Here is a 21,014-nt window from a genome sequence, read left to right on the forward strand (position 1 = left end):
CCTTCGAGAGGGCGCGTCGGACTGGTGGGTGGCAGAGGGCGGGCGGGGCTGATGGGGCGCACCCGGGTCAGACCACCGCCGCCGAGGGCTCCTGCCGGGCCAGTGCCCGGCCGGGCCCGTGGTAGGGGAGCCCGAAGTGCTGCAGCACCGCCCACACTGTCGCCTGGTTGGCGGAGATGACGGGTTTCCCGAGGTCCTGCTCCAGCTGGGCGAGCACGTCGTAGGTCGGCAGGTTCGTGCAGGAGACCACCACTGCCTCGGCCTGGTCGGAGTCTGCCTCCCGGACCAGGTCGTAGGTGCGCTGGGAGGGGACCTCCCAGATGCGGCCGGAGAGTCCGAGGTTCGAGTTGCTCATCAGGTGGATCCCGGACTCGGCGAAGAAGGCGGCGAACTGGGCGGTGATGGCGTCGTCGTAGGGGGTCGCCGTCGCAAGGGTCCGCACGCCCAGCGCCTGGACCGCGGCGAGCAGGGCGCCGGAGGTGGTGAAGCAGGGTGCCTCGCCGGCGTCCGTCATGGCGCGCACCAGATCGTGCTCGCCGGAGATCCCGCGGACGAAGCTGCCCGAGGTGCAGGCGTAGAGGTATGCGGAGGGGGTCACCGCAGAGACGGAGCGGACGCAGTCCGCGATCGCCTTGGGGCGGGAGATCGCCCGGGCCTGCTTGACCGTCACCGCCAGGGGCTCGTGCCGGGTGCGGGTGAACAGCAGATCCAGCTGCTCGACGCCGTCTGCGTCCTGGGTGAAGGTGCGCAGCTCTCGGTCCAGAGCCATGTCATAGGGGACCACGACACCGATGGCGGGTGCCATGCGGTCGGATCCGGGGAAGGGGGTGAGGGCCATGGGCCGCTCCAATCCAGAGGCGGTGCAATCATCTCCTGCAAGATTGTTGACAATCTTCGTGAGGTCTTCATAGCATAGCGGCACGGTCCCTGCCTCGGAAAGCCCTTCCGGGGAGGGGATGTCGCGGTCTCCGGGAGATGTTCCTCACAGGTGCTCCCGGCCGGCCACGAGGTCCCCGCGCCGCGCTCAGCCCACCCCTTCTGGAAGCGAGGTGACGGATGGCGGACTCCCTGCCGGTCATCACGGTCCTGTGTCCCGACGACGACGGCCCCTACGCCGTGCCGCCCGGCCTGGATGAGCTCGAGGACCGGGCCGAGATCCGCCGGACCACCGCCGCGGAGCTGAGCGAGGCGCTCCCCGGAGCCGACATCCTCTTCCTGTGGGACTTCTTCTCCCGCGCAGTCTCTGACGCCTGGCACGCCGCCGACGCCCTGGACTGGATCCACGTGGCCGCCGCCGGAGTGGACAAGCTGCTCTTCGACGAGCTGGCCGAGTCCGAGGTCACCGTCACCAACGCCCAGGGCACCTTCGACCGACCCATCGCCGAGTACGTGCTCGGCGCCGTGCTCGCCCGTGCCAAGGACATGCCCGGCAGCCTGCGGCGCCAGCAGACCCGCACCTGGGAGCACCGCGAGACCCAGCGCGTGCAGGGCCTCACCGCCCTGGTCATCGGCACCGGCGCGATCGGCCGGGAGATCGCCACGCTCCTGCGGGCGGTCGACGTCGAGGTCTTCGCCGCAGGGCGCACCGCCCGAGACCAGGATCCCGACTTCGGCACGGTGATCGCCAGCGACGACCTGCCGGCCCACATCGGTGCCGCCGACGTCGTCGTCAACGCGGCACCTCTGACCCCGCAGACCACCGGGCTCCTCGACGCCCAGGCGCTCGCTGCCGTGAAGGACGGCGCCCACCTGATCAATATCGGCCGGGGGGAGACCGTCGACGAGGTCGCCCTCGTCGAGGCCCTGGATCACGGGCCTCTCGGATTCGCCACCCTGGATGTCTTCGATCAGGAGCCGCTCCCGCAGGGCTCTCCGCTGTGGGAGCGCGAGGATGTGCTGATCACCGCCCATATGTCCGGGGACGTCATCGGCTGGCGCGACGCACTCGCCGAGCAGTTCCTCGACAACGCCCGGCGCTGGCTCGCCGGAGAGACCCTGCACAACATCGTCGACAAGCAGAAGGGCTACGTGCCCCGCCCGCAGCCCTGACGTCGCCCCGACACCGGGCACGCCCCAGAGGGCGGCGCGGACGGCGGCGGCGCACCCCTGGCACTTCACATCAGGCCCACACCCGGCACATACCCGGCACACAGGAGGTCAACCATGGACCGTCGAACCCCGAGCAGCCTCGCGGAGATGACCGCGACCGAGCTCCTCGCCGGCTACCGCGCTGGAGATTTCAGCCCGGTCGACGCGACAGAGGCCGTGCTGGAGCAGATCGCTCGGCACGATGACGTCCTGAACGCCTTCGTGCTCGTGGACCCTGAGTCCGCTCGCACCTCCGCGGAGGCCTCCGCCCGCCGCTGGCAGGCCGGAGAGACCCTGGGCCCCGGTGACGGCCTGCCCACCTCCATCAAGGACATGTTCCTCACCAAGGGTTGGCCCACCTACAAGGGGTCGACGCTCATCGGTGAGGACGGCCCCTGGGACGTGGACGCCCCCTGCGTGGCGCGGCTGAAGGAGACCGGGGCGGTGCTGGTCGGGAAGACCACCACCCCGGAGTTCGCCTGGAAGGGCACCACAGACAGCATCCGCTGCGGCGCGACCGGCAACCCCTGGGACCCGAGCACCACCGCCGGCGGCTCCTCGGGAGGCGCCTCGGCCGCCGTCGGCGCCGGCATGGCACCCTGGGCCGTCGGTACCGACGCCGGCGGGTCGGTGCGGATCCCCGCCTCCTTCACCGGGACGGTCGCGCTCAAGGCCACCTACGGCCAGGTGCCCATGTTCCCCGCCTCGCCTTTCGGGACTCTCGCCCACGCCGGGCCGATGACGCGCAGCGTCACCGACGCCGCGATGCTGATGGACGTCATCACCGGCTTCGACTCCCGGGACTGGGCCGCGCTCCCTACGCCGACCTCGTCCTACCTGGAGGGCCTCGAGGACGGTGTCGCAGGTCTGCGCATCGCCTACTCACGAAACCTGGGCTTCGTGGAGAACGACCCCGAGGTGGAGCGCCTCGTCACCGACGCGGTCTCGCTGCTGGAGCGGGCGGGTGCCGTGGTGGAGGAGGTCGACCCCGGCTTCGAGGACCCGGTGGAGGCTTTCCACGTCCTCTGGTTCAGCGGTGCGGCGAAGGTGCTCGAAGCCTTCGGGCCGGACGCCGTGGACCAGGTGGACCCCGGACTGCGGGCGGGGATCCGGCGCTACGCCGAGGCCTCTGCCCTGGACTATCTGGGTGCCACCGCCGTCCGCATGGATCTGGGTGTGCGCATGGGGGCCTTCCATGAGAACTACGACCTGCTGGTCACCCCGACCATGCCGATCACCGCCTTCGACCACAGCAGGCAGGCCCCCGAGGGCTGGCCCTCGGACCTGTGGACGTCCTGGACGCCCTACACCTACCCGTTCAACATGACCCAGCAGCCGGCGGCCTCGGTGCCCTGCGGCGTCGCCTCGGACGGGCTGCCGGTGGGGCTGCAGATCGTCGGGGCACGCACCCAGGACCGTCTGGTGCTGCGGGCCGCTCGGGCTTTCGAGAAGGCCTCCGGGGAGCAGTTCATCCGCCCGGTGGAGCCCATGGCGCGCACCTCGGCCGTCTGAGGCCGCGCGAACGGACGTCCGGACTGCTCGAGGAGGACCATGGCCCGCTACATCAGCATCACCTTGACCGCACGCGGAGTGAGCTGCACCGCGCGGCTGCTCGACGACGTCGCGCCGCGGACCTGTGCGGCCGTGTGGGACGCGCTCCCACAGGCGGGGCAGGTCTACCACGGCAAGTACGCGCGCAACGAGATCTACAACCTGCTGCCGGGCTTCGCCGAACATGATCCCGGCAAGGAGAACACCACGGTCACCCCGATCCCGGGGGACGTGTGCTGGTTCCGGTTCGACTCGGACGACCTCGGCAATCCGGGCTACGGCTACGAGGAGGCCGCGGGGGTGCGGGAACGGCGCGAGATCATCGATCTGGCGCTCTTCTACGGCCGGAACAACCTGCTGATCAATGGGGACCAAGGGTGGGTGCCCGGCAACGTGTTCGCCACTGTGGTGGACGGGCTGGAGTCCATGGCCGAGGCCTGCCAGTCGATCTGGATGGACGGGGCCCGCGGGGAGACGCTGGCCTTCGCCCGTGCTGGAGAGGACTGACCGCGCCACCCTCTCAGCACCGTGGATGCTGCTGGCGATCCGGTAAGTTCGGACCCACTCGGCGAAAGGAGACGACGACGTGACCTCGACCGTTCCACCCGCCATCGGTGAGCGTCCCGCCCAGGACGCGGGCCGTGAGATCGCCCAGCAGCTGCGCGGTGCGGGGGTCTCCCGCGTCGACGACTCCGCCCTGGCCCGTGGCATGTACTCCTCTGACGCCAGCCTCTACCGGGTGGTCCCACAGGTCGTGACCCGGCCGCAGCACGTCGACGAGCTGCACGCCGTCCATGAGGTCTCCCGCTCCACCGGGGTGCCGGTCACCCTGCGCGGGGCCGGAACCTCCATCGCGGGCAACGCCGTGGGCGCTGGGATCGTCGTCGACACCCGTGACCTCGACCGCATTTTGGAGATCGACCCGGAGGCTCGGACCGCCCGGGTGGAGCCCGGCGTCGTCCACGCGGTGCTGCAGCGCGCCGTCTCACCGCATGGGCTGCGCTTCGGCCCCGACCCCTCCACCCACACCCGCTGCACGATCGGCGGCATGATGGGCAACAACGCCTGCGGATCCCGCGCCTTGGGCTACGGGCGCACCGCTGACAACGTCGAGGCCGCCACTGTGCTGTTCGGCAACGGTGAGGTTGGTTCTTTCCACGCCGGCGGCAGCACGACGACGGCGGGTCGCGGAGCCGGACGAGCCGCCGTCGCCTCTACAGGCTCCACCGCCGAACAGCTGCTCCGCCTGGCGGAGATGAACCTGGGCCATGTGCGGACCCACTTCGGCCGTTTCGACCGGCAGGTGAGCGGCTATTCCCTGGAGCACCTGTTGCCTGAGAACCAGGGGCGGGTCGACCGCTTCCTGGTGGGCACCGAAGGGACCCTGGGCACCGTGCTGGAGGCCACGGTCAATCTGGTGGCCGATCATCCGCGCCGACTGCTGATGGTGCTGGGCTACCACTCGGTGGCCGAGGCCGCCGACGCCGTGCCGCAGCTGCTCGCCGCGGCCCCGGGCCGGCTCATCGCCTGCGAGGGCATGGACTCTCGGCTGGTGGCGTTGGTCCGAGGGGCGGGCAAGCAGGTGCCGCCGCTGCCGGAGGGGGAGAGCTGGCTGTTCGTGGAGGCCGCCGGGGACGACGCCGATGACGTCATCGCCACGGTGCGAGCCGCCTCCGGCTGCGTGGACTCGGGCCTGGTGGACGACGCCGCCCAGGCGGCCGCGCTGTGGCGGATCCGTGAGGACGGAGCCGGGTTGGCCGGCGTCAGTCTGCCCACCCCGGCCCATTCAGGGTGGGAGGACGCCGCCGTCCCACCGGAGCACCTGGGAGCCTGGATGCGCGAGTTCGAGGAGCTGCTGGTCGATTTCGGGCTGCAGGGCTACCCGTACGGGCATTTCGGAGACGGCTGCATCCACTGCCGCATCGATTTCCCCTTCGCTCACGGCGACCCCGGCAGCACCGGGGTCTTCGCCGAGTTCATGCGCACCTGCGCGGAGCGGCTGGCCGTCTACGGAGGGTCGCTCTCCGGCGAGCACGGCGATGGCCGCGTCCGTTCCGAGCTGCTGCCGTACATGTATGACGAGACCTCGATGGACCTCTTCGCCCGGGCCAAGCGCATCTGCGACCCGCAGAATCTGCTCAACCCGGGGATCATCACCGATCCAGCCCCGCACACCGCTGACCTGCGGCCCACCCAGGCCACCCGGGGGCTGCCCTGGCCGGGGCTTCGGCACACCCACGACGACGGCGACTTCGGCGCTGCGGTGCACCGCTGCTCCGGGGTGGGGAAGTGCGTCGCGCCCTCGACCTCGGGGGTGATGTGCCCCTCCTATCTGGCCACCAAGGAGGAGAAGGATTCCACACGGGGCCGGGGACGGATCCTGCAGGAGGCCATGGACGGAACCCTGGTGAAGGGTCTGAGTGACCCGGCGGTCCACGAGGCCCTTGATCTGTGCCTCTCCTGCAAGGGCTGTGCCTCGGACTGCCCCGCCGGGGTGGACATGGCCGCGTACAAGTCTGAGGCGCTCTACCAGACCTACGACGTCGGTGGGAGCGAGGGTGCCGGGGAGCAGGGTCGACGTCGGCGTCGTCGACTGCGTCCGCGCTCTCACTACCTGCTGGGTCGGATGCCGTTCTGGGCGCGGCTGGCCGCCCCGGTGGCCCCGCTGGTCAACACGATGATGAAGGTGCCTCCGCTGGCCGCGGCGGCGAAATGGACCGCTGGGATCGATCCGCGGCGCTCGGTGCCGGCCTTCGCCCGGAAGACGCTGCGGCGGGCCGCGGCACGACAGGACCGTGCTGGGAGTACCGGGCCCGTGGAATCGGACCCAAGTGGCAGCCGGGCCGAGCTCGGGGCGTCTGCCGGTCAGTCCGCCGGGACCCGTCCCCAGCCTGACGTCTGGGTCTGGGCGGACTCCTTCACCGACCATTTCTTCCCGCAGTCCGGGCTGGCTGCGCTGGAGTTCCTGCGTGGCCAGGGGCTGGACGTGCGGCTGCTGCAGCGGCGGGCCTGCTGCGCGCTGCCCTGGATCACCACCGGTCAGCTGGATCAGGCCCGCAGGCTGCTCGACGGCGCGGTGGACGCGCTGCTGGAGCCGGTGGAGTCCGGGGTACCGGTGATCGGACTGGAGCCCTCCTGCACCGCGACGCTGCGCAGTGATCTGGTCCAGCTCTCGGACCGCCCCGAGGCTCAGACCGTCGCCGACGGGGTGCTGACCTTCGCGGAGCTGATCCACCGGCTGGTGGACGAGGGGAAGGTGCAGCTGCCTGATCTGAGCGGAGTGCGGGTGGTCGCCCAGCCGCACTGCCACCAGCGTGCGGTGATCGGCTGGCAGGCCGATCAGGCGCTGCTGGAGCTGGCCGGTGCAGAGGTCACCGCAGTGCCGGGCTGCTGCGGGCTGGCCGGCAACTTCGGGGTCGAGGCCGGCCACTACGAGGTCAGCGTCGCCGTGGCGGAGACCAACCTGCTGCCGGCTGTGCGAAGGGCCGCCGAGGAGCAGGACCGGCCCGAGGCGACGGGGGAGACTGTGGTGCTGGCCGACGGGATGTCCTGTCGCATCCAGCTCGACGATCTCGCCGACGTCGCGGCCATCCACCTGGCGGAGCTGCTGGCCGAGCGCAGCTGATCGAGCTACTGACCCGCCGAGGGGCGTCTCTCGGGGCCGGGGAGGCGGGTACACTCTCCCGGAGTTCGCCGGGCACGTCTGACAGCCCGGCTCCCGCGGGGAAGGGACCCATGGCCGCTGAGATCATCCTCACCGAGGAGTTCCACGAAGCTCTGGCCCGCCTGGAGGCCGGAGAGTCGGTCTTCCTCACCGGCAAGGCGGGGACGGGCAAGTCCACGCTGATCCGTGAGTTCCTGCGCCGCAGCGAGGACAGCGCCGCAGACCGCCACGTCGTCGTCGCCGCGCCCACCGGCATCGCCGCGCTGAACGTGGACGGCTACACGATCCATCGGCTCTTCGGCTTCCACTCGCAGATCACCCTGGAGGAGATCCGCCACGGCCGTTACTACCCGGGGCGGTTCGCCGGGACGCTGAAGGCGCTGGACACGCTGATCATCGACGAGGCCTCGATGGTCCGGGCCGACCTCCTCGACCAGCTCGTCGCTGCCTTGGAGCGGTTCGGCCCTCGGCCGGGGCAGCGCCTCGGCGGGGTGCAGCTGGTGCTCGTGGGAGACCTGCTGCAGCTGCCCCCGGTGGTCACCGAGTCCGAGCGGCGGCACTTCGAGACCCGCTACCCGACCCCCTACTTCTTCTCCGCGGACAGCTACCGGGAGGAGGACTTCCCGACCGTCTCGTTGACCACCGTGTTCCGGCAGCTCGGCGACGACCAGCTCACCGCGGTGCTGAACTCCATCCGGGAGGGTGTGCTGCTCGGCTCCGCCCGGGATGACCTCAACCAACACGTCGACCCCGACTTCGAACCGCCCGACGGCGAGTTCTGGCTGACCCTGGCCACCACCAACCGCATCGCCTCCGCCCGCAATCGCCGCCGCCTGGAACGGCTCCCTGGGGATGAGCACGTCTGTCGCGCGATCACCCGCGGCGAGCAGGACGGATTCGACCGTCCGGTGGAGGAGCGGCTGGTCTTCAAGGTCGGGGCGCAGATCATTTTCCTCACCAACGACCCGCTGGGCCGCTGGGTCAACGGCACGCTGGGGCATGTGCTCGGTGTCGAGGTGGACGACGACGGCGAGCCGCTCGTCCAGGTGGCGCTGCGCGACGGCGCGGTGGTCGACGTCGGACCGCACACCTGGGACATCACCCGCCCTGAGGTCCATGGCGGGATGCTGACGCATCTGGTGGTGGGCACCTATCGGCAGCTGCCGTTCAAGCTCGCCTGGGCGATCACCGTGCACAAGAGCCAGGGACAGACCGCAGACCGCCTGATCGTGGACCTCTCCGGAGGGACCTTCTCCTTCGGGCAGCTCTATGTGGCGCTGAGCCGGGTGACCTCGTTGGCCGGGTTGGTGCTCACCCGCCCGGTGTTCCCGAAGGATATGAAGACCGACCGGCGGATCCTGCGCTTCCTGCGCGGCAGCTCTGGGAGCGGATCCGCTCGGCGGCGCTGTGCGCTCGCCGTGCTCACCGTGGGGGACGAGGGGCGAATGTCCCGACCTCGGCCGGTGGAGATCGCGGTGGTCTTCGAGGACGGCACCGGGCTGAGTACGCTGGTGAACCCGCAGCGGGATCTGGCGGACGCCCGGACCACCTGCGGGATCAGCACCGAGGACATCCTGGTGGCCCCCACACTGCCCGAGGCCTGGGCGGTGCTCTCCCCGGTGATCGCCGGACACGTCCCGGTGGGGGAGCAGATCGACCGCACCCTCGGACTCATCGACTTCGAGCTCAAGCGGCTCGGACAGGTGGAGCTGATGCCCTTCGGGGCCGAGGCCCCGCGGACGGTCACGACGCGCGTCCCGAGGGCCGGCAGCCCGGCGCCGGCACGCGGCGCGGCCCCCGCGCGTGCCCTGGACGCGGCCCGTCAGGTCATGGACGCCCTGCTCCTCGCCGAGGCGGAGACCCCTGAGGCTGTGGACCGCTCCGCCACCGGCTTCGAACCCTCCGAGGATTCGGTGCAGGGCACCGGGCATCTGCTCACCCGGGACCCGGAGACGGCCTCGCCCTCCCTCGAGGAGATGCCAGGTCTGGGGGCGCTGCTGGATGTCAGCCGTCAGGTCGGGGCGATCCTGCTGGGTGCCGGGGACGCCGGCTTCGGGTCAGGGTGCGGATCCGGGCCCGGGCAGGGGGAGGAGCGGCAGCCTGACTCCTGGCACGCCGGTGCCCGGCACGCGGTGGCGGAGCAGATCGGCCGTGCCGCGGCCCGGGTGACGCTGACCCCACAGCTGGGGGATCGGCTGGTCGCCGTCGGTGACCTCCTCGGACGGGAGGTCGTCACCGAGGAGCAGCTGAAGTCCGGCACCGGTGAGGACCTGGAGCAGATCCTGGTCCCGGGAGCCCGGGTCTGCTTCACCGGTGAGGCGGTCTCCGCCGACGGGCGGACCTGGGGGCGGGAGCAGATGACGACGCTGGCCGCCTCTCTGGGGCTGACACCGGTCAATACGGTCACCAAGACGCGCTGTGACCTGCTGGTGGTCGCCGAGCTCGGCACCCAGTCCGGCAAGGCCCGCAAGGCCCAGGAGTACGGCAAGCCCGTGCTGGCCGCCGAGCAGTTCTTCAGCTGGGCCGGGGTGGGCTGAGGCCGGCACCGCCTCAGCGACGGCCGAGCTGGGCGACCCCGACGCCGACGAGGCACAGCGCGCCCCCGACGATGGCCAGCGGCGTGGGCACCTCGCCGAGGGTGAGCGCGGACATCGCGACCGCCACCGCCGGCACGGCCAGCGAACACGCCGCCAGACGTCCGGTGGGCATCCGGGTCTGCGCGAAGGCCCAGAGTGAGAAGCCCAGGGCCGTGGCGCCCACACCCATGGACACCGCGCCCCAGATGGCCGCCGCCGGGGCGGCCTGCAGCTCGGCCCAGGCCTGTCCGGCCCAGGGGAGCACCGCCAGCGTGCCGGCCGCGCAGCCCAGCCACACCACGGTCAGCGGGTCCATCCCGGGCAGCACCGCCCGCTGCAGCAGCATCGCGATCGAGTAGGTGACGGCGGCGACGAGCGCCAGCACCACGCCCACCAGAGAGATCTGTCCGTCGCCGGCGGCCAGGGTGATCAGCGCGATGCCGGCCAGGGCCACTGCCATCCCGGCGAAGAGCGAGCGCGGCCAGCCCTCGCGGAACAGCAGCCCGGCCGAGACTGCGACCAGGATCGGGGAGACGTTGACGACCATGGCCGTGGTGCCGGCGTCGAGATGATGCCCGGCATGGTTGAGGATCACCGTGTAAGCGGCGAACCACAGCGCCCCGTAGACCACGATCATCGCCAGCACGCGCAGCCGGGGGAGCCGCGGCATGCGACGGCGCAGCACGAGCAGCATCAGCGTCAGCATCGCCACACCGGCCACCAGCCTGATCAGCGCCAGCGGACCCGGGGAGAACACCGGTGCTGCCCAGCGGATGATCACGAAGGAGGAGGCCCACAGCGTCACTGTGACGGCGACGGCGGCGGGTGCGGCCAGCCGCGACCAGCGGCCGGGGGTGCCGCTGGTGCCGTCGAGGTGGATGCCGCCGGGGCCCAGGCCGGCAGGGGGCGCGGCGGCCGGATGAGCAAGGGCATCAGCGGCGAGGAGGCGGGTCATAACGATGATCCTCCCGCCTGAAACTCAACAGCACAAGCGAACATCTCTGGACGATCATTCAGCACTGCTTTACGATGCATCCATGATCGATCTGACCAGGCTGCGGACGTTCCGTGCTGTGCTCGCCGCCGGCTCCGTGCACGCCGCCGCTGCCAATCTGGGGTACACGCCGTCGGCGGTGAGCCAGCAGCTCCAGGCCTTGCAGAAGGACACCGGCCTGGAGCTCTTCATCCGCGATGGGCGCGGCCTGGCGCCCACCGGGGTGGCCCGACATTTCGCCGAGGAGGCCGATCGGCTGCTCGGCCAGGCCGTGCGTCTGGAGGAGCTGGCCGTCGACCTGCGGGAGGGGCGGACCGGGTCACTGGTGATCTCGCACATCGCTTCGGTCGGTGTGACCTGGATGCCCGCCGTCGTCGCGGCGATCTCGGCCGAGTTCCACGACCTGCGACTGGACCTGCGGCTCTGGGAGGCTGCGCAGGGGCGCGACGAAGACGTCGACGTCGAGATCTGCGTGGCCCACCGAGACCTGCCCGATCGGCCGGGCTACGACGTCGAACCGCTGCTCACCGAGCCCTATGTGGCGGTGGTGCCCGTGGGGCATCCGCTGGCCGGGCGGCGGGGGGCTGCCCTGGAGGAGTTGGCCGGCTGGCGATGGGTGGACAACGACCTGACCCGCGGCACCTGCCGCCAGATCCTGTTGGAGGCCTGTGCTGCGGCCGGCTTCACGCCCGGCTTCCAGTACGAGACCCAGGACTACGGTTCCGCGGTGGCCTTGGTGGCCGCCGGTGTGGGCATCACGGTGATGCCCCGGCTGAGCTTCTCCTCGGTGCGGGCGGACCCCGCGCAGGTGACCGCCGTCGAACTGTCCGGGGCGGCGCTTCGGCGGACCATCATGGTGCGCTCCCGGGGCAGCCTGTGCGGGTCACCGGCGGTGCGCCGGGTGCTCGAGATGCTGCGCGGGCTGGCCGACGACGGCGGGGTGACGGCTCCGGCAGGCGATGTTACTCTGGAGTCACAATCGTTCTGAGAGGGAGATCACATCATGGCTGAAGCCGTCATCGTGTCCGTGGCCCGGTCGCCGATCGGCAGGGCGCGCAAAGGATCCCTGGTGGATCTGCGCGCCGACGACATGACCGCCCAGATGGTCCAGGCCGCACTGGAGAAGGTGCCGCAGCTGGATCCTGGGGAGATCGAGGATCTCATGCTCGGCTGCGGCCTTCCCGGCGGGGAGCAGGGGTTCAACATGGCTCGCATCGTGGCGGTCCTCGCGGGCATGGACCACCTGCCCGGCACCACCGTCACTCGCTACTGCTCCTCCTCCCTGCAGGCCACCCGCATGGCCTTCCATGCCATCCAGGCCGGCGAGGGTGACGTGTTCATCTCCGCCGGAGTGGAGGCGGTCAGCCGATTCGCCCAGGGCACCTCCGACTGGATCCCTGGGGCCGAGCTCGAGAATCCGCGCTTCGCCGAAGCCATGGCCCGCACGGCCAAGACCGCCGAGGGTGGAGCCGTCTGGCACGATCCGCGCGATGACGGGCAGCTGCCCGACGCGTACATCACCATGGGGCAGACCGCCGAGAACGTCGCCCGGCACACCGGGGTCACCCGGGCCGAGCAGGACGAGTTCGCCCAGCTCAGCCAGAACCGTGCCGAGAAGGCCATCGCAGACGGGTTCTTCGCCCGTGAGATCACCCCGCTGCGCCTGCCGGACGGCACCACCGTCGACGCCGACGACAGCCCCCGCCCCGGCGTGACCGCCGAGGCGCTCGCCGGCCTGGATCCGGTCTTCCGCCCGGACGGGACGGTCACCGCCGGCAATGCCTGCCCGCTCAGCGACGGTGCGGCCGCGCTGGTCATCATGAGTGACACCCGAGCCCGTGAGCTGGGGCTCGAGCCGCTGGGGCGCATCGTCTCCACCGGGCTGACCGGGCTGTCTCCCGAGATCATGGGGATGGGACCGGTCGGTGCCAGCCGGCAGGCCCTGGAGCGGGCCGGTCTGGGCGTCGACGACGTCGACCTCGTGGAGATCAACGAGGCCTTCGCCGCACAGGTGATCCCCTCCGCCAAGGAGCTCGGCGTGCCGTGGGAGAAGCTCAACGTCCACGGCGGGGCGATCGCCCTCGGTCACCCCTTCGGCATGACGGGGGCGCGGATCACTGCGACCCTGCTCAACGGTCTGCGCGCAGCCGACGGCCAGTACGGCCTGGAGACGATGTGCGTGGGAGGCGGCCAGGGCATGGCGATGGTCATCGAGCGGCTGAGCTGAGCACGGCTGAGCTGGGGATCGTCGGGAGCGGAGCGCCGGGAGCCGGGCCGACGTCGTCGTCGGCCGCGGAATCCGGGCTCCGCTTTGCCGTTCTCGCGCCGTCCGGCTACTATTGACAGTCGCAAGCCGTGCTGTGCTGTGCCTGAAGCATGCCCGGTGGGTGATGGATCCGAGATGCTCTGATCCACGTCCGTCGGGAAGGCTGGGGCTCGGCGACGGAAAGCAGTTCGGTGAATTGTGAAGCCTGGATTCCAGCGCACCACAAGGCAAGCACCACCGTCTTTCGTCCGCGATGAGAAGGCACTTCGGTTGGATCTCACCCAGCCTGGTCCGTCCTCGTAAGTCACGGTGTCACAACTGGTGGCGGGACTCGGCTCAACGACCGCATGGTCTTATCAGGTCTGACCTGGGGATCCGTGTGTTCGCGGGCACCGCCCGGAGATATATTCGTACTTATGTTGGAGGAGTGATCATGGCAGCTCGTTGCCAGGTAACCGGAGTGGGGCCGCAGTTCGGCCACAGCATCTCCCACTCGCACCGTCGCACCAAGCGCCGGTTCGACCCGAACATCCAGAAGAAGCGTTACTGGGTGCCCTCGCTGGGGCGTCACGTCACGCTGAACCTGTCCGTGAAGGGCATCAAGACCATCGATGTCCGCGGCATCGACGCTGTCGTCGCCGAGCTGATTGAGAAGGGTGAGAAGCTCTAATGGCCAAGGACAAGGACGTACGTCCCATCATCAAGCTGAAGTCGACGGCCGGCACCGGGTTCACCTACGTGACCCGCAAGAACCGCCGCAACAACCCCGACCGCATCGTGCTGAAGAAGTACGACCCGGTCGTCCGTAAGCACGTCGACTTCCGAGAGGAGCGCTGATCATGGCCAAGAAGTCCAAGATCGCAAAGAACGAGCAGCGCAAGATCATCGTTGAGCGCTACGCCGAGAAGCGCGCTCAGCTGAAGAAGACGCTGACCGACCCGAACGCCTCCGACGAGGACCGCGAGGCTGCTCGCGTGGGCCTGCAGAAGCTGCCCCGCGACGCCAGCCCGATCCGTGTCCGCAACCGCGACTCCATCGACGGTCGTCCGCGCGGCACCTTCCAGAAGTTCGGCATCTCGCGCATCCGTTTCCGCAACATGGCGCACAACGGCGAGCTGCCCGGGATCACCAAGTCGTCCTGGTGACGATGTCCTGGTGATCAGCTTCGGCTGATCTGCCAGACCGCTGACAAGGGCGGGATCACCTTCGGGTGGTCCCGCCCTTGTCGTCTCCGCAGGCCCGGATGCCAGCGCGCCCCGTCGGCTGACCGCGAGGCAGGTCTCATCGGCCTGCGATGGCATCGTGAGACATCAGGAAGCGCCGGGGAGATTCATGGAGGCCGTAGTGACCCGCGAGGGCGGGGCGCCGGGTCCCATCGTCAGCTCTGTGGGCCTGTTCTGTCGCGACGGCCCCGTGACGGTGCACCTCGAGCATGACGATGATCCTTGTGGACGATTTCGTGATGTCCTACGATGTCATGCAGATTGCCGATGTGCCTCGTGCCCGCCGAGGCCGACCTCGAGGAGCGCTGCCGTGACCATTGCACGTCACCCCGCCCGCCGGAAGCACCTGAACCTCCCGCCGCGAGATCTCCGCCTGACCGCAGGACGCGGGGGAGTGCATCAGTGATGCTGCTGAACATCGACAACGACTGCATGGCCTATGACTGGGGTTCCCAGGGGAGGATCTCCGCGCTTCTCGGGCGTTCGATGGGCCCCGTCCAAGAGGCGGAGCTGTGGCTTGGCGCCCATCCGAAGGCGCCGAGCAGGTTCGTCGATACCGAGGCCCAATGGACGGACGCCCACCAGTGGGAGCAGCTCACGGGCCGTCGTCTGGAGTTCCTGCTGAAGATCCTCGCCGCCGAGCGCCCCCTTTCGCTCCAGGCCCACCCCGCCGCCGCCCAGGCGGAGAGCGGCTTTGTCCGGGAGGAGGCCGCCGGAATCCCAATCGACGCGCCGCACCGCAACTATCGGGATTCCCGGCCGAAGCCGGAGATGCTCGTCGCCCTGGAGGATGGTTTTCAGGCGCTGTGCGGCTTCCGGAGTACGGAACAGATCATGAGGACCCTCGACGCGGTCCGCATCCAGCTCCCGCAGAACTCCACCACCGCGGCCGGCCGTGCGTTGGGCCGCTGGCAGGAGCTCCTCAGCCAGGCCGCGGAGCGGCAGGACGAGCTGGGCGACGTCGTCGCCTGGCTGCTCACCGCCGAGGAGTCTGCGGCCGTGGTGCCCGCGCTGCTGGCCGCCGCGGCGGCAGAGCAGTCTGGGGCAGGAACGGAGGAGCCCGGGCCGTGGCGCCTGATCCGCCTGCTGCAGGAGTCCCATCCGGGGGACCGGGGGATCGCGGTCGCGGTCATGCTGCACCACCTGACCCTGCGTGCGGGGGAGTCGCTGTGGCTCCCGGCAGGAGTGCTCCACTCGTATGTGCAGGGCCTCGGAGTGGAGCTCATGGGGCCCAGTGACAACGTGCTGCGAGGCGGGCTGACCAGCAAGCATGTGGACACCGCCGAGCTGCTGCGCGTCGCCGACCTGACTCCGCGCGCCGTGCACCCGAGCTCTGCGGTGCCGGTGGGTGACCACGTGGTGGCCCACCGGCCGGCGGGCCAGGAGGGGGCGCCGTTCGAGCTGCTTGAGATCACCGGCTCGGCTGAGGTGGAGGCTCCCGGACCCAGCGTGCTGATCGTGCTCGACGGGCGGTTCCGGGTCTCCGCTGACGGCGAGAACACCCCCGCTGCCTCGGAGGCCGAGGAGACCCGTACGGCGGGCCGCGGCGATCAGCTGCTGCACACCGGCTCCGGCCGGCTGCGCGTGGACGGTCAGGGGCGCGCCTTTCTGGCGATCCCGCGCGACGACCCCTCCGCCAGGAGGTCATGAGCCGGATGCGGTTGTCCCGCCCCAGCGCCATCTGACGGCGGTCCGTTCAGGCGCCCAGCTCGGTGAGCACCACCTGCAGGCGGACGTCGAACTCTGGGGCGACGTCCTCGGGCAGGCGGTCCACCGGCCACCAGGCGACGTCTTCGGACTCCTCGCTGACCATGATCTGTGCGTCCCGCGGGGCGATCGCTGCATAGCCGATGTCCCAGTGCGCCGTGCAATGGGAGAACCCGGAGCCCAAAGGGTGCACGTTGAGGTCGACCGGACGGCGGTGCAGCGGCCGCAGGCTCGTCAGACCGCTCTCCTCGACGGCCTCCCGAAAGGCGGCCTCGAGGACGGAGTCGTCGGAGTCCTCGATGTGGCCGCCCAGCTGCACCCAGAACCGGCCCTTGCTGTGGAAGCAGAGCAGCACCTGGGTGAGCGTTTCGTCGAAGATGAAGCAGCTGGCGGTGAAGTGCTCGGGCCGTGGGCGGCGGCGGAAGGGCTCATCCCCGTGCAGGGCCAGCGCCAGGTAGTCCTGCCTCAGCCGCTCCTGCTGCGCCGAGGCCGGGCTCCAGGCCTCCAGATCCGCGAGGAACCGGGCGGCGATCGGGGAGAGGGCGAGGTGCGTGGGCGGCGTGGTCATGCCCGCCAGCGTACCGCCCGCGCCTTCCGCGGCCCCGATTGCCCCGACCCCACGTCGAGTGGGGAATCTACGGCTGCCGTGGGCCGAGATCTCCGACTCAGCGGTAGTGGGTTCCCCGCGCGACGGGTGCGGCCCAGACCACGTCGAAACGCTCCATGAGCACCTCCATGTCGGTGCTGAAGCTGCGCCCGGCGGCCGTGCACACCCGCTCCCAGAATCTCCGGTGCTCGGTGCGCCATTGGGCCAGGCTGCGATCTCCCTCGCCCTCCGCCCAGGCGTGCTCGGCGTCGACGTCGTAGAACCCGGCCAGGGCCAGGCCGATGGTGCGCACGATCGCTCGGGGTGCGCCGTGGCCGTCGCAGAACACGGTGTGCGCTCCGATCCTCGGCGGCGTCTCGCCCTCCCAGACGTATTCGGCCAGCAGACTGGCCGTGGAGGTCTTGCGCCCGGTGAGCACCAGCTCCAGGAGCTCATCGGCCAGCTCGGCGTGATCCCCGAACTGATCGACCAGGAAATCCGGGCTCGCGGAGGCGGCCACCGGATGTGCCTCCGCGTACTGCTCCCACAGGGTGCGCGCGGCATCCTGATCACAAGGGGTGAGCACACGACGAGGGATCGTCGCCTCGGCGGCTGGGGCGGGGGAGGGGTCGATGCTGGACATGATCGCCAGCGTATCCGCCCGAACCCACATCGAGCCCGAACCCGCATCGAGTGGGGGAATCCACTACCGCTAAACGCCGACTCCGGCGTTTAGCGGTAGTGGATTCCCCCACTCGAAGAGGTGAGGAGACCGGAGTGCGCGCGGTGGTCCGGGAATGCGGGCCCTTCCGGATCCTCCGGGCACTCCGGTCCCTCCATGCCTCAGGCGGGTTCGACCACCACCAGGAGGTCTCCGCCGTCGACCTGCTGGACCCCGTTGAGCACGGTCCGGGCCACGGTCCCGCCCACTGCAGTGGTGATCGCGGCCTCCATCTTCATCGCCTCGATGGTGGCGATGTTCTGCCCCGGCTCCACGGTCTGTCCCTCCTCCACGAGCAAGGAGACGGCGCCGGCGAAGGGCGCGGCCACCTGGCCGGGGGAGGACGGGTCGGCCTTCTCCGCGGCGCGGACTGTGGCCTCCACGGACTCGTCGCGCACCACCAGGGGCCGAGGCTGTCCGTTGAGCGTGCACACCACGGTGCGCATGCCCTTCTCGTCCGGTTCGGAGATGGACTTCAGGGTCACCAGCAGCCGCACTCCCTTGCCCAGGGAGATGGTGTGCTCATGATCCTTGCGCAGCCCGTAGAGGAAGTCCCGGGTGTGCAGCACCATCACGTCACCGTAGGCGTCACGCGCAGCCTCGTAGTCTCGCGTGGGCCCGGGGAACAGCAGCCGGTTCAGCGTGGCCTGCCGGGTGGCGGAGTCTGCGGCCAGCCCGGCGCGGTCCTCCTCGGTGAGGTCCTCGTCCAGCGGGCGGACGGTCCGGCCCTCCAGTGCCTTGGTGCGGAACGGCTCCGGCCAGCCGCCGGGCGGGTCGCCGAGCTGTCCGGCCAGGAACTGGATCACCGAGTCCGGCAGGTCGAAGTTCTGCGGCTCGGCCTCGAACTCGGCCGGGTCCACGCCCATGCCCACCAGCTGCAGGGCCAGGTCGCCGACCACCTTCGACGACGGCGTGACCTTCACCAGGCGGCCGAGCATCTGATCGGCCGCGTGGTACATGTCCTCGATGTCTTCAAACCTCTCACCCAGGCCCAGCGCGATCGCCTGCTGCCGCAGGTTGGAGAGCTGACCGCCGGGGATCTCGTGCCGGTACACCCGCCCGGTCGGGCTGGGCAGTCCGGACTCGAAGGGCCGGTAGATCCCACGCACGGCCTCCCAGTAGGGCTCCAGCGAGGCGACGGCCTCCAGGCCCAGCCCGGTGTCACGCTCGGTGTGCTCCAGGGCGGCCACCAGTGCGGAGGCCGGCGGCTGGGAGGTCGTGGCGGCCACTGAGGCGGTGGCGACGTCGACGGCGTCGACCCCGGCCTCGGTGGCGGCCAGCAGGGTGGCCAGCTGCCCGCCTGCGGTGTCATGGGTGTGCAGGTGCACCGGCAGGTGGAAGCGCTCACGCAGGGCGGTGACGAGGGTGCGGGCGGCGGCGGGGCGCAGCAGTCCGGCCATGTCCTTGATCGCCAGGATGTGGGCGCCGGCGTCGACCATCTGCTGGGCCAGGCCCAGGTAGTAGTCCAGCGTGTAGAGGTCCTCGTCCGGGTCGGAGAGGTCGCCGGTGTAGCACAGGGCCGCCTCCGCCACTGCGGTGCCGGTCTTGCGCACTGCCGCGATGGCCGGGGTGATCTGGTCGACGTCGTTGAGCGCGTCGAAGATGCGGAAGATGTCGACCCCGGTCTCGGCGGCCTCGGCGACGAACGCGTCGGTCACCTCCAGCGGGTAGGGGGTGTATCCGACCGTGTTGCGTCCCCGCAGCAGCATCTGGAGGGGAATGTTCGGCATCTCCGCCCGCAGCAGCGCCAGGCGCCGCCAGGGGTCCTCCGAGAGGAAGCGCAAGGCGACGTCGTAGGTCGCTCCGCCCCAGGCCTCCACGGAGAACAGCCCGGGCACCACATGGGCCAGTGCGGGCGCGGCGGCCAGCAGGTCCCGGGTGCGCACCCGGGTAGCCAGCAGCGACTGGTGGGCGTCACGGAAGGTGGTGTCGGTGACCGCCAGAGCGGTCTGCTCGCGCAGCGCCTGGGCGAATCCCTCCGGACCCTTCTGCTGCAGCACGTCCCGCCAGCCGGTGGGCTTCGGGTGCGACGACGGCCCGTCGAAGGGGCTGCGGTCCGGTTCGTCCTGCTTGTCCCCGGGGAAGCGGGGGAGCTTGTCCCGCGGGTCGATGCCCTCCACCCGCGGCCCGTGGGGCTGGTTGACGGTGGTGTCGGCCAGGTACTGCAGCACCTTGGTGCCACGGTCCTTGGACCTGTTGACCTTGGCCAACTCCGGACGCTTGTCGATGAAGTCGGTGGCCAGATCCCCGGAGAGGAACTGCTCGTCGTCGAGGACGTTCATCAGGAACGGGATGTTGGTCGCCACCCCGCGGATGCGGAACTCCGCCAGCGCGCGCCGGGCGCGACGGATCGCGGTGAGCCGGTCTCGGCCCCGGCTGGTCAGCTTGACCAGCATGGAGTCGAAGTGCGGGCTGATCTCCGCACCGGTGTAGACGGTGCCGCCGTCGAGCCGGATCCCGGAGCCGCCGGCCGAACGGTAGACGGTCACGGTGCCGACATCGGGGCGGAAGTCCGCGGCCGGGTCCTCGGTGGTGATGCGGCACTGCATCGCCGAGCCGCGCACGCGCAGCTCCTCCTGGCGGATCCCCAGGTCCTCCAGGGTCTCGCCCGCGGCGATGCGCAGCTGGGAGATGACCAGGTCGACGTCGGTGATCTCCTCCGTGACCGTGTGCTCCACCTGGATGCGCGGGTTCATCTCGATGAACACATGCTGACCGGCGCGCTCGCCGGCGGTGTCCACGAGGAACTCCACGGTCCCGGCGTTGCGGTAGCCCATGGCCTTGGCGAAGGCCACGGCGTCGCGGAACAGCGCCTGGCGGATCTCGTCGTCGAGGTTCGGGGCGGGCGCGATCTCCACGACCTTCTGGTGGCGACGCTGGATGGAGCAGTCCCGCTCGAAGAGGTGCACCACGTTCCCCTCACCGTCGGCGAGGATCTGGACCTCCACGTGACGGGGACGCACCACGGCCTGCTCGAGGAAGACCGTCGCGTTGCCGAAGGCGGTCTCCGCCTCGCGCATGGCCGCACGCAGCGCGTCGGGGAGCTGCTCGCGGGTCTCCACGCGGCGCATGCCGCGACCCCCGCCGCCGGCCACGGCCTTGACGAAGATGGGGAAGCCGATGGCGTCGGCCTCGGCGATCAGCTTCTCCGGGTCATCGGAAGGGTCTGAGCTGTCCAGCACCGGGACTCCCGCCTCCCGGGCGGCGCGCAGGGCGCGGATCTTGTCCCCGGTCGACTCCAGCACGTCGGCCGGAGGTCCCACGAAGGCGATGCCGGCCTCCTCGGCGGCGCGGGCGAGCTGCGGGTTCTCGGAGAGGAAGCCGTAGCCGGGGTAGATGGCGTCAGCGCCGGACTCCCGGGCGACCCGGACGATCTCGTCGACGTCGAGGTAGGCCCTGACGGGGTGCCCCTCCTCCCCGATGCGGTAGGCCTCGTCGGCCTTCTGGCGGTGGAAGGAGTTGCGGTCCTCATGCGGGTAGACGGCGACCGTGCTGGCCCCGAGCTCGTTGGCGGCGCGCAGGGCGCGGATGGCGATCTCACCGCGGTTGGCCACCAGAATCTTGGAGAACATCCGTTGTCGCTTTCCTCTCATAGGCGGCCGCACATCGTCGTGCGGTCGGGCAGAAGCTCTGCGCGG

Annotated in this window: 16 protein-coding genes; 11 read left to right on the forward strand and 5 right to left on the reverse strand. The window is 70.4% G+C overall.

Annotation, left to right across the window (positions count from 1 at the left end):
* Window positions 1-67 precede the first annotated feature (67 nt).
* On the reverse strand, window positions 68-838 hold the full coding sequence (locus tag ODE13_RS08710; RefSeq protein ID WP_322478921.1) for an aspartate/glutamate racemase family protein: 771 nt from the start codon (window positions 836-838) through the stop codon (window positions 68-70).
* A gap of 218 nt (window positions 839-1,056) precedes the next feature.
* Between ODE13_RS08710 and ODE13_RS08715 the strand changes: the two genes are divergently transcribed.
* The 5 genes from ODE13_RS08715 (at window position 1,057) to ODE13_RS08735 (ending at window position 9,840) form a co-directional block, all read left to right on the forward strand.
* Entirely contained in the window at window positions 1,057-2,049 is a 993-nt protein-coding gene (locus tag ODE13_RS08715) for a D-2-hydroxyacid dehydrogenase (protein WP_322478922.1), read from the forward strand.
* 114 nt (window positions 2,050-2,163) lie between these two features.
* Complete coding sequence (locus tag ODE13_RS08720; RefSeq protein WP_322478923.1) at window positions 2,164-3,600, forward strand: amidase; 1,437 nt, start codon at window positions 2,164-2,166, stop codon at window positions 3,598-3,600.
* A gap of 39 nt (window positions 3,601-3,639) precedes the next feature.
* A complete protein-coding gene (locus ODE13_RS08725) occupies window positions 3,640-4,146 on the forward strand; it encodes a DUF3830 family protein (RefSeq protein WP_322478924.1) in 507 nt (168 codons plus the stop codon).
* A gap of 79 nt (window positions 4,147-4,225) precedes the next feature.
* Window positions 4,226-7,264 (forward strand): FAD-binding and (Fe-S)-binding domain-containing protein, encoded by a 3,039-nt coding sequence (locus ODE13_RS08730; RefSeq protein WP_322478925.1) that lies wholly within the window; start codon window positions 4,226-4,228, stop codon window positions 7,262-7,264.
* Window positions 7,265-7,374: 110 nt separating this feature from the next.
* Window positions 7,375-9,840 carry an AAA family ATPase gene (locus ODE13_RS08735; protein WP_322478926.1) on the forward strand — a complete coding sequence of 822 codons (2,466 nt, stop codon included), beginning with the start codon at window positions 7,375-7,377 and terminating at the stop codon, window positions 9,838-9,840.
* Between the two features lie 13 nt (window positions 9,841-9,853).
* On the opposite strand, the gene ODE13_RS08740 is transcribed toward ODE13_RS08735, so the two are convergent.
* Window positions 9,854-10,834, reverse strand: coding sequence for a DMT family transporter (locus tag ODE13_RS08740; RefSeq protein ID WP_322478927.1), 981 nt, complete (start codon window positions 10,832-10,834; stop codon window positions 9,854-9,856).
* An 82-nt stretch (window positions 10,835-10,916) separates the two neighbouring features.
* Between ODE13_RS08740 and ODE13_RS08745 the strand changes: the two genes are divergently transcribed.
* The 6 genes from ODE13_RS08745 (at window position 10,917) to manA (ending at window position 16,012) form a co-directional block, all read left to right on the forward strand.
* The gene (locus ODE13_RS08745; RefSeq protein ID WP_322478928.1) at window positions 10,917-11,861 is read left to right on the forward strand and encodes a LysR family transcriptional regulator; all 945 of its coding nucleotides are present in this window, start codon (window positions 10,917-10,919) and stop codon (window positions 11,859-11,861) included.
* Between the two features lie 15 nt (window positions 11,862-11,876).
* Window positions 11,877-13,100, forward strand: coding sequence for an acetyl-CoA C-acetyltransferase (locus ODE13_RS08750; RefSeq protein ID WP_322478929.1), 1,224 nt, complete (start codon window positions 11,877-11,879; stop codon window positions 13,098-13,100).
* Window positions 13,101-13,572: 472 nt separating this feature from the next.
* Window positions 13,573-13,809, forward strand: a complete 237-nt coding sequence (gene rpmB / locus ODE13_RS08755; protein WP_179541927.1) for a 50S ribosomal protein L28 — start codon at window positions 13,573-13,575, stop codon at window positions 13,807-13,809.
* On the forward strand, window positions 13,809-13,976 hold the full coding sequence (gene rpmG / locus ODE13_RS08760; RefSeq protein ID WP_022872124.1) for a 50S ribosomal protein L33: 168 nt from the start codon (window positions 13,809-13,811) through the stop codon (window positions 13,974-13,976). The genes rpmB and rpmG overlap by 1 nt, the downstream gene beginning before the upstream one ends.
* A gap of 2 nt (window positions 13,977-13,978) precedes the next feature.
* Complete coding sequence (gene rpsN / locus ODE13_RS08765) at window positions 13,979-14,284, forward strand: 30S ribosomal protein S14 (RefSeq protein ID WP_179541928.1); 306 nt, start codon at window positions 13,979-13,981, stop codon at window positions 14,282-14,284.
* A 483-nt stretch (window positions 14,285-14,767) separates the two neighbouring features.
* Window positions 14,768-16,012: a mannose-6-phosphate isomerase, class I gene (gene manA / locus ODE13_RS08770; protein WP_322478930.1), complete on the forward strand. Its 1,245-nt coding sequence runs from the start codon at window positions 14,768-14,770 to the stop codon at window positions 16,010-16,012.
* Window positions 16,013-16,058: 46 nt separating this feature from the next.
* Here the strand turns inward: manA and ODE13_RS08775 are convergent, their stop codons facing one another.
* The 3 genes from ODE13_RS08775 to ODE13_RS08785 form a co-directional block, all read right to left on the reverse strand.
* Window positions 16,059-16,637 (reverse strand): NUDIX hydrolase, encoded by a 579-nt coding sequence (locus ODE13_RS08775; RefSeq protein WP_322478931.1) that lies wholly within the window; start codon window positions 16,635-16,637, stop codon window positions 16,059-16,061.
* A 97-nt stretch (window positions 16,638-16,734) separates the two neighbouring features.
* Complete coding sequence (locus ODE13_RS08780; protein WP_322478932.1) at window positions 16,735-17,298, reverse strand: ASCH domain-containing protein; 564 nt, start codon at window positions 17,296-17,298, stop codon at window positions 16,735-16,737.
* Between the two features lie 200 nt (window positions 17,299-17,498).
* Complete coding sequence (locus tag ODE13_RS08785) at window positions 17,499-20,948, reverse strand: pyruvate carboxylase (protein WP_322478933.1); 3,450 nt, start codon at window positions 20,946-20,948, stop codon at window positions 17,499-17,501.
* Window positions 20,949-21,014 lie beyond the last annotated feature (66 nt).

Origin of the sequence: Nesterenkonia sp. HG001, from assembly GCF_034438835.1 — a bacterium.
In the GTDB taxonomy this organism is placed as follows: domain Bacteria; phylum Actinomycetota; class Actinomycetes; order Actinomycetales; family Micrococcaceae; genus Nesterenkonia; species Nesterenkonia xinjiangensis.

Coding starts and splice junctions, on each gene's coding strand:
- ODE13_RS08715 (WP_322478922.1), top strand. CDS start 1,057: ATGGCGGACTCCCTGCCGGTCATCACGGTCCTGTGTCCCGACGACGAC.
- rpmG (WP_022872124.1), top strand. CDS start 13,809: ATGGCCAAGGACAAGGACGTACGTCCCATCATCAAGCTGAAGTCGACG.
- ODE13_RS08745 (WP_322478928.1), top strand. CDS start 10,917: ATGATCGATCTGACCAGGCTGCGGACGTTCCGTGCTGTGCTCGCCGCC.
- ODE13_RS08750 (WP_322478929.1), top strand. CDS start 11,877: ATGGCTGAAGCCGTCATCGTGTCCGTGGCCCGGTCGCCGATCGGCAGG.
- ODE13_RS08720 (WP_322478923.1), top strand. CDS start 2,164: ATGGACCGTCGAACCCCGAGCAGCCTCGCGGAGATGACCGCGACCGAG.
- ODE13_RS08725 (WP_322478924.1), top strand. CDS start 3,640: ATGGCCCGCTACATCAGCATCACCTTGACCGCACGCGGAGTGAGCTGC.
- ODE13_RS08740 (WP_322478927.1), bottom strand. CDS start 10,834: ATGACCCGCCTCCTCGCCGCTGATGCCCTTGCTCATCCGGCCGCCGCG.
- ODE13_RS08780 (WP_322478932.1), bottom strand. CDS start 17,298: ATGTCCAGCATCGACCCCTCCCCCGCCCCAGCCGCCGAGGCGACGATC.
- ODE13_RS08775 (WP_322478931.1), bottom strand. CDS start 16,637: ATGACCACGCCGCCCACGCACCTCGCCCTCTCCCCGATCGCCGCCCGG.
- ODE13_RS08735 (WP_322478926.1), top strand. CDS start 7,375: ATGGCCGCTGAGATCATCCTCACCGAGGAGTTCCACGAAGCTCTGGCC.
- rpmB (WP_179541927.1), top strand. CDS start 13,573: ATGGCAGCTCGTTGCCAGGTAACCGGAGTGGGGCCGCAGTTCGGCCAC.
- ODE13_RS08785 (WP_322478933.1), bottom strand. CDS start 20,948: ATGTTCTCCAAGATTCTGGTGGCCAACCGCGGTGAGATCGCCATCCGC.
- ODE13_RS08710 (WP_322478921.1), bottom strand. CDS start 838: ATGGCCCTCACCCCCTTCCCCGGATCCGACCGCATGGCACCCGCCATC.
- manA (WP_322478930.1), top strand. CDS start 14,768: ATGCTGCTGAACATCGACAACGACTGCATGGCCTATGACTGGGGTTCC.
- rpsN (WP_179541928.1), top strand. CDS start 13,979: ATGGCCAAGAAGTCCAAGATCGCAAAGAACGAGCAGCGCAAGATCATC.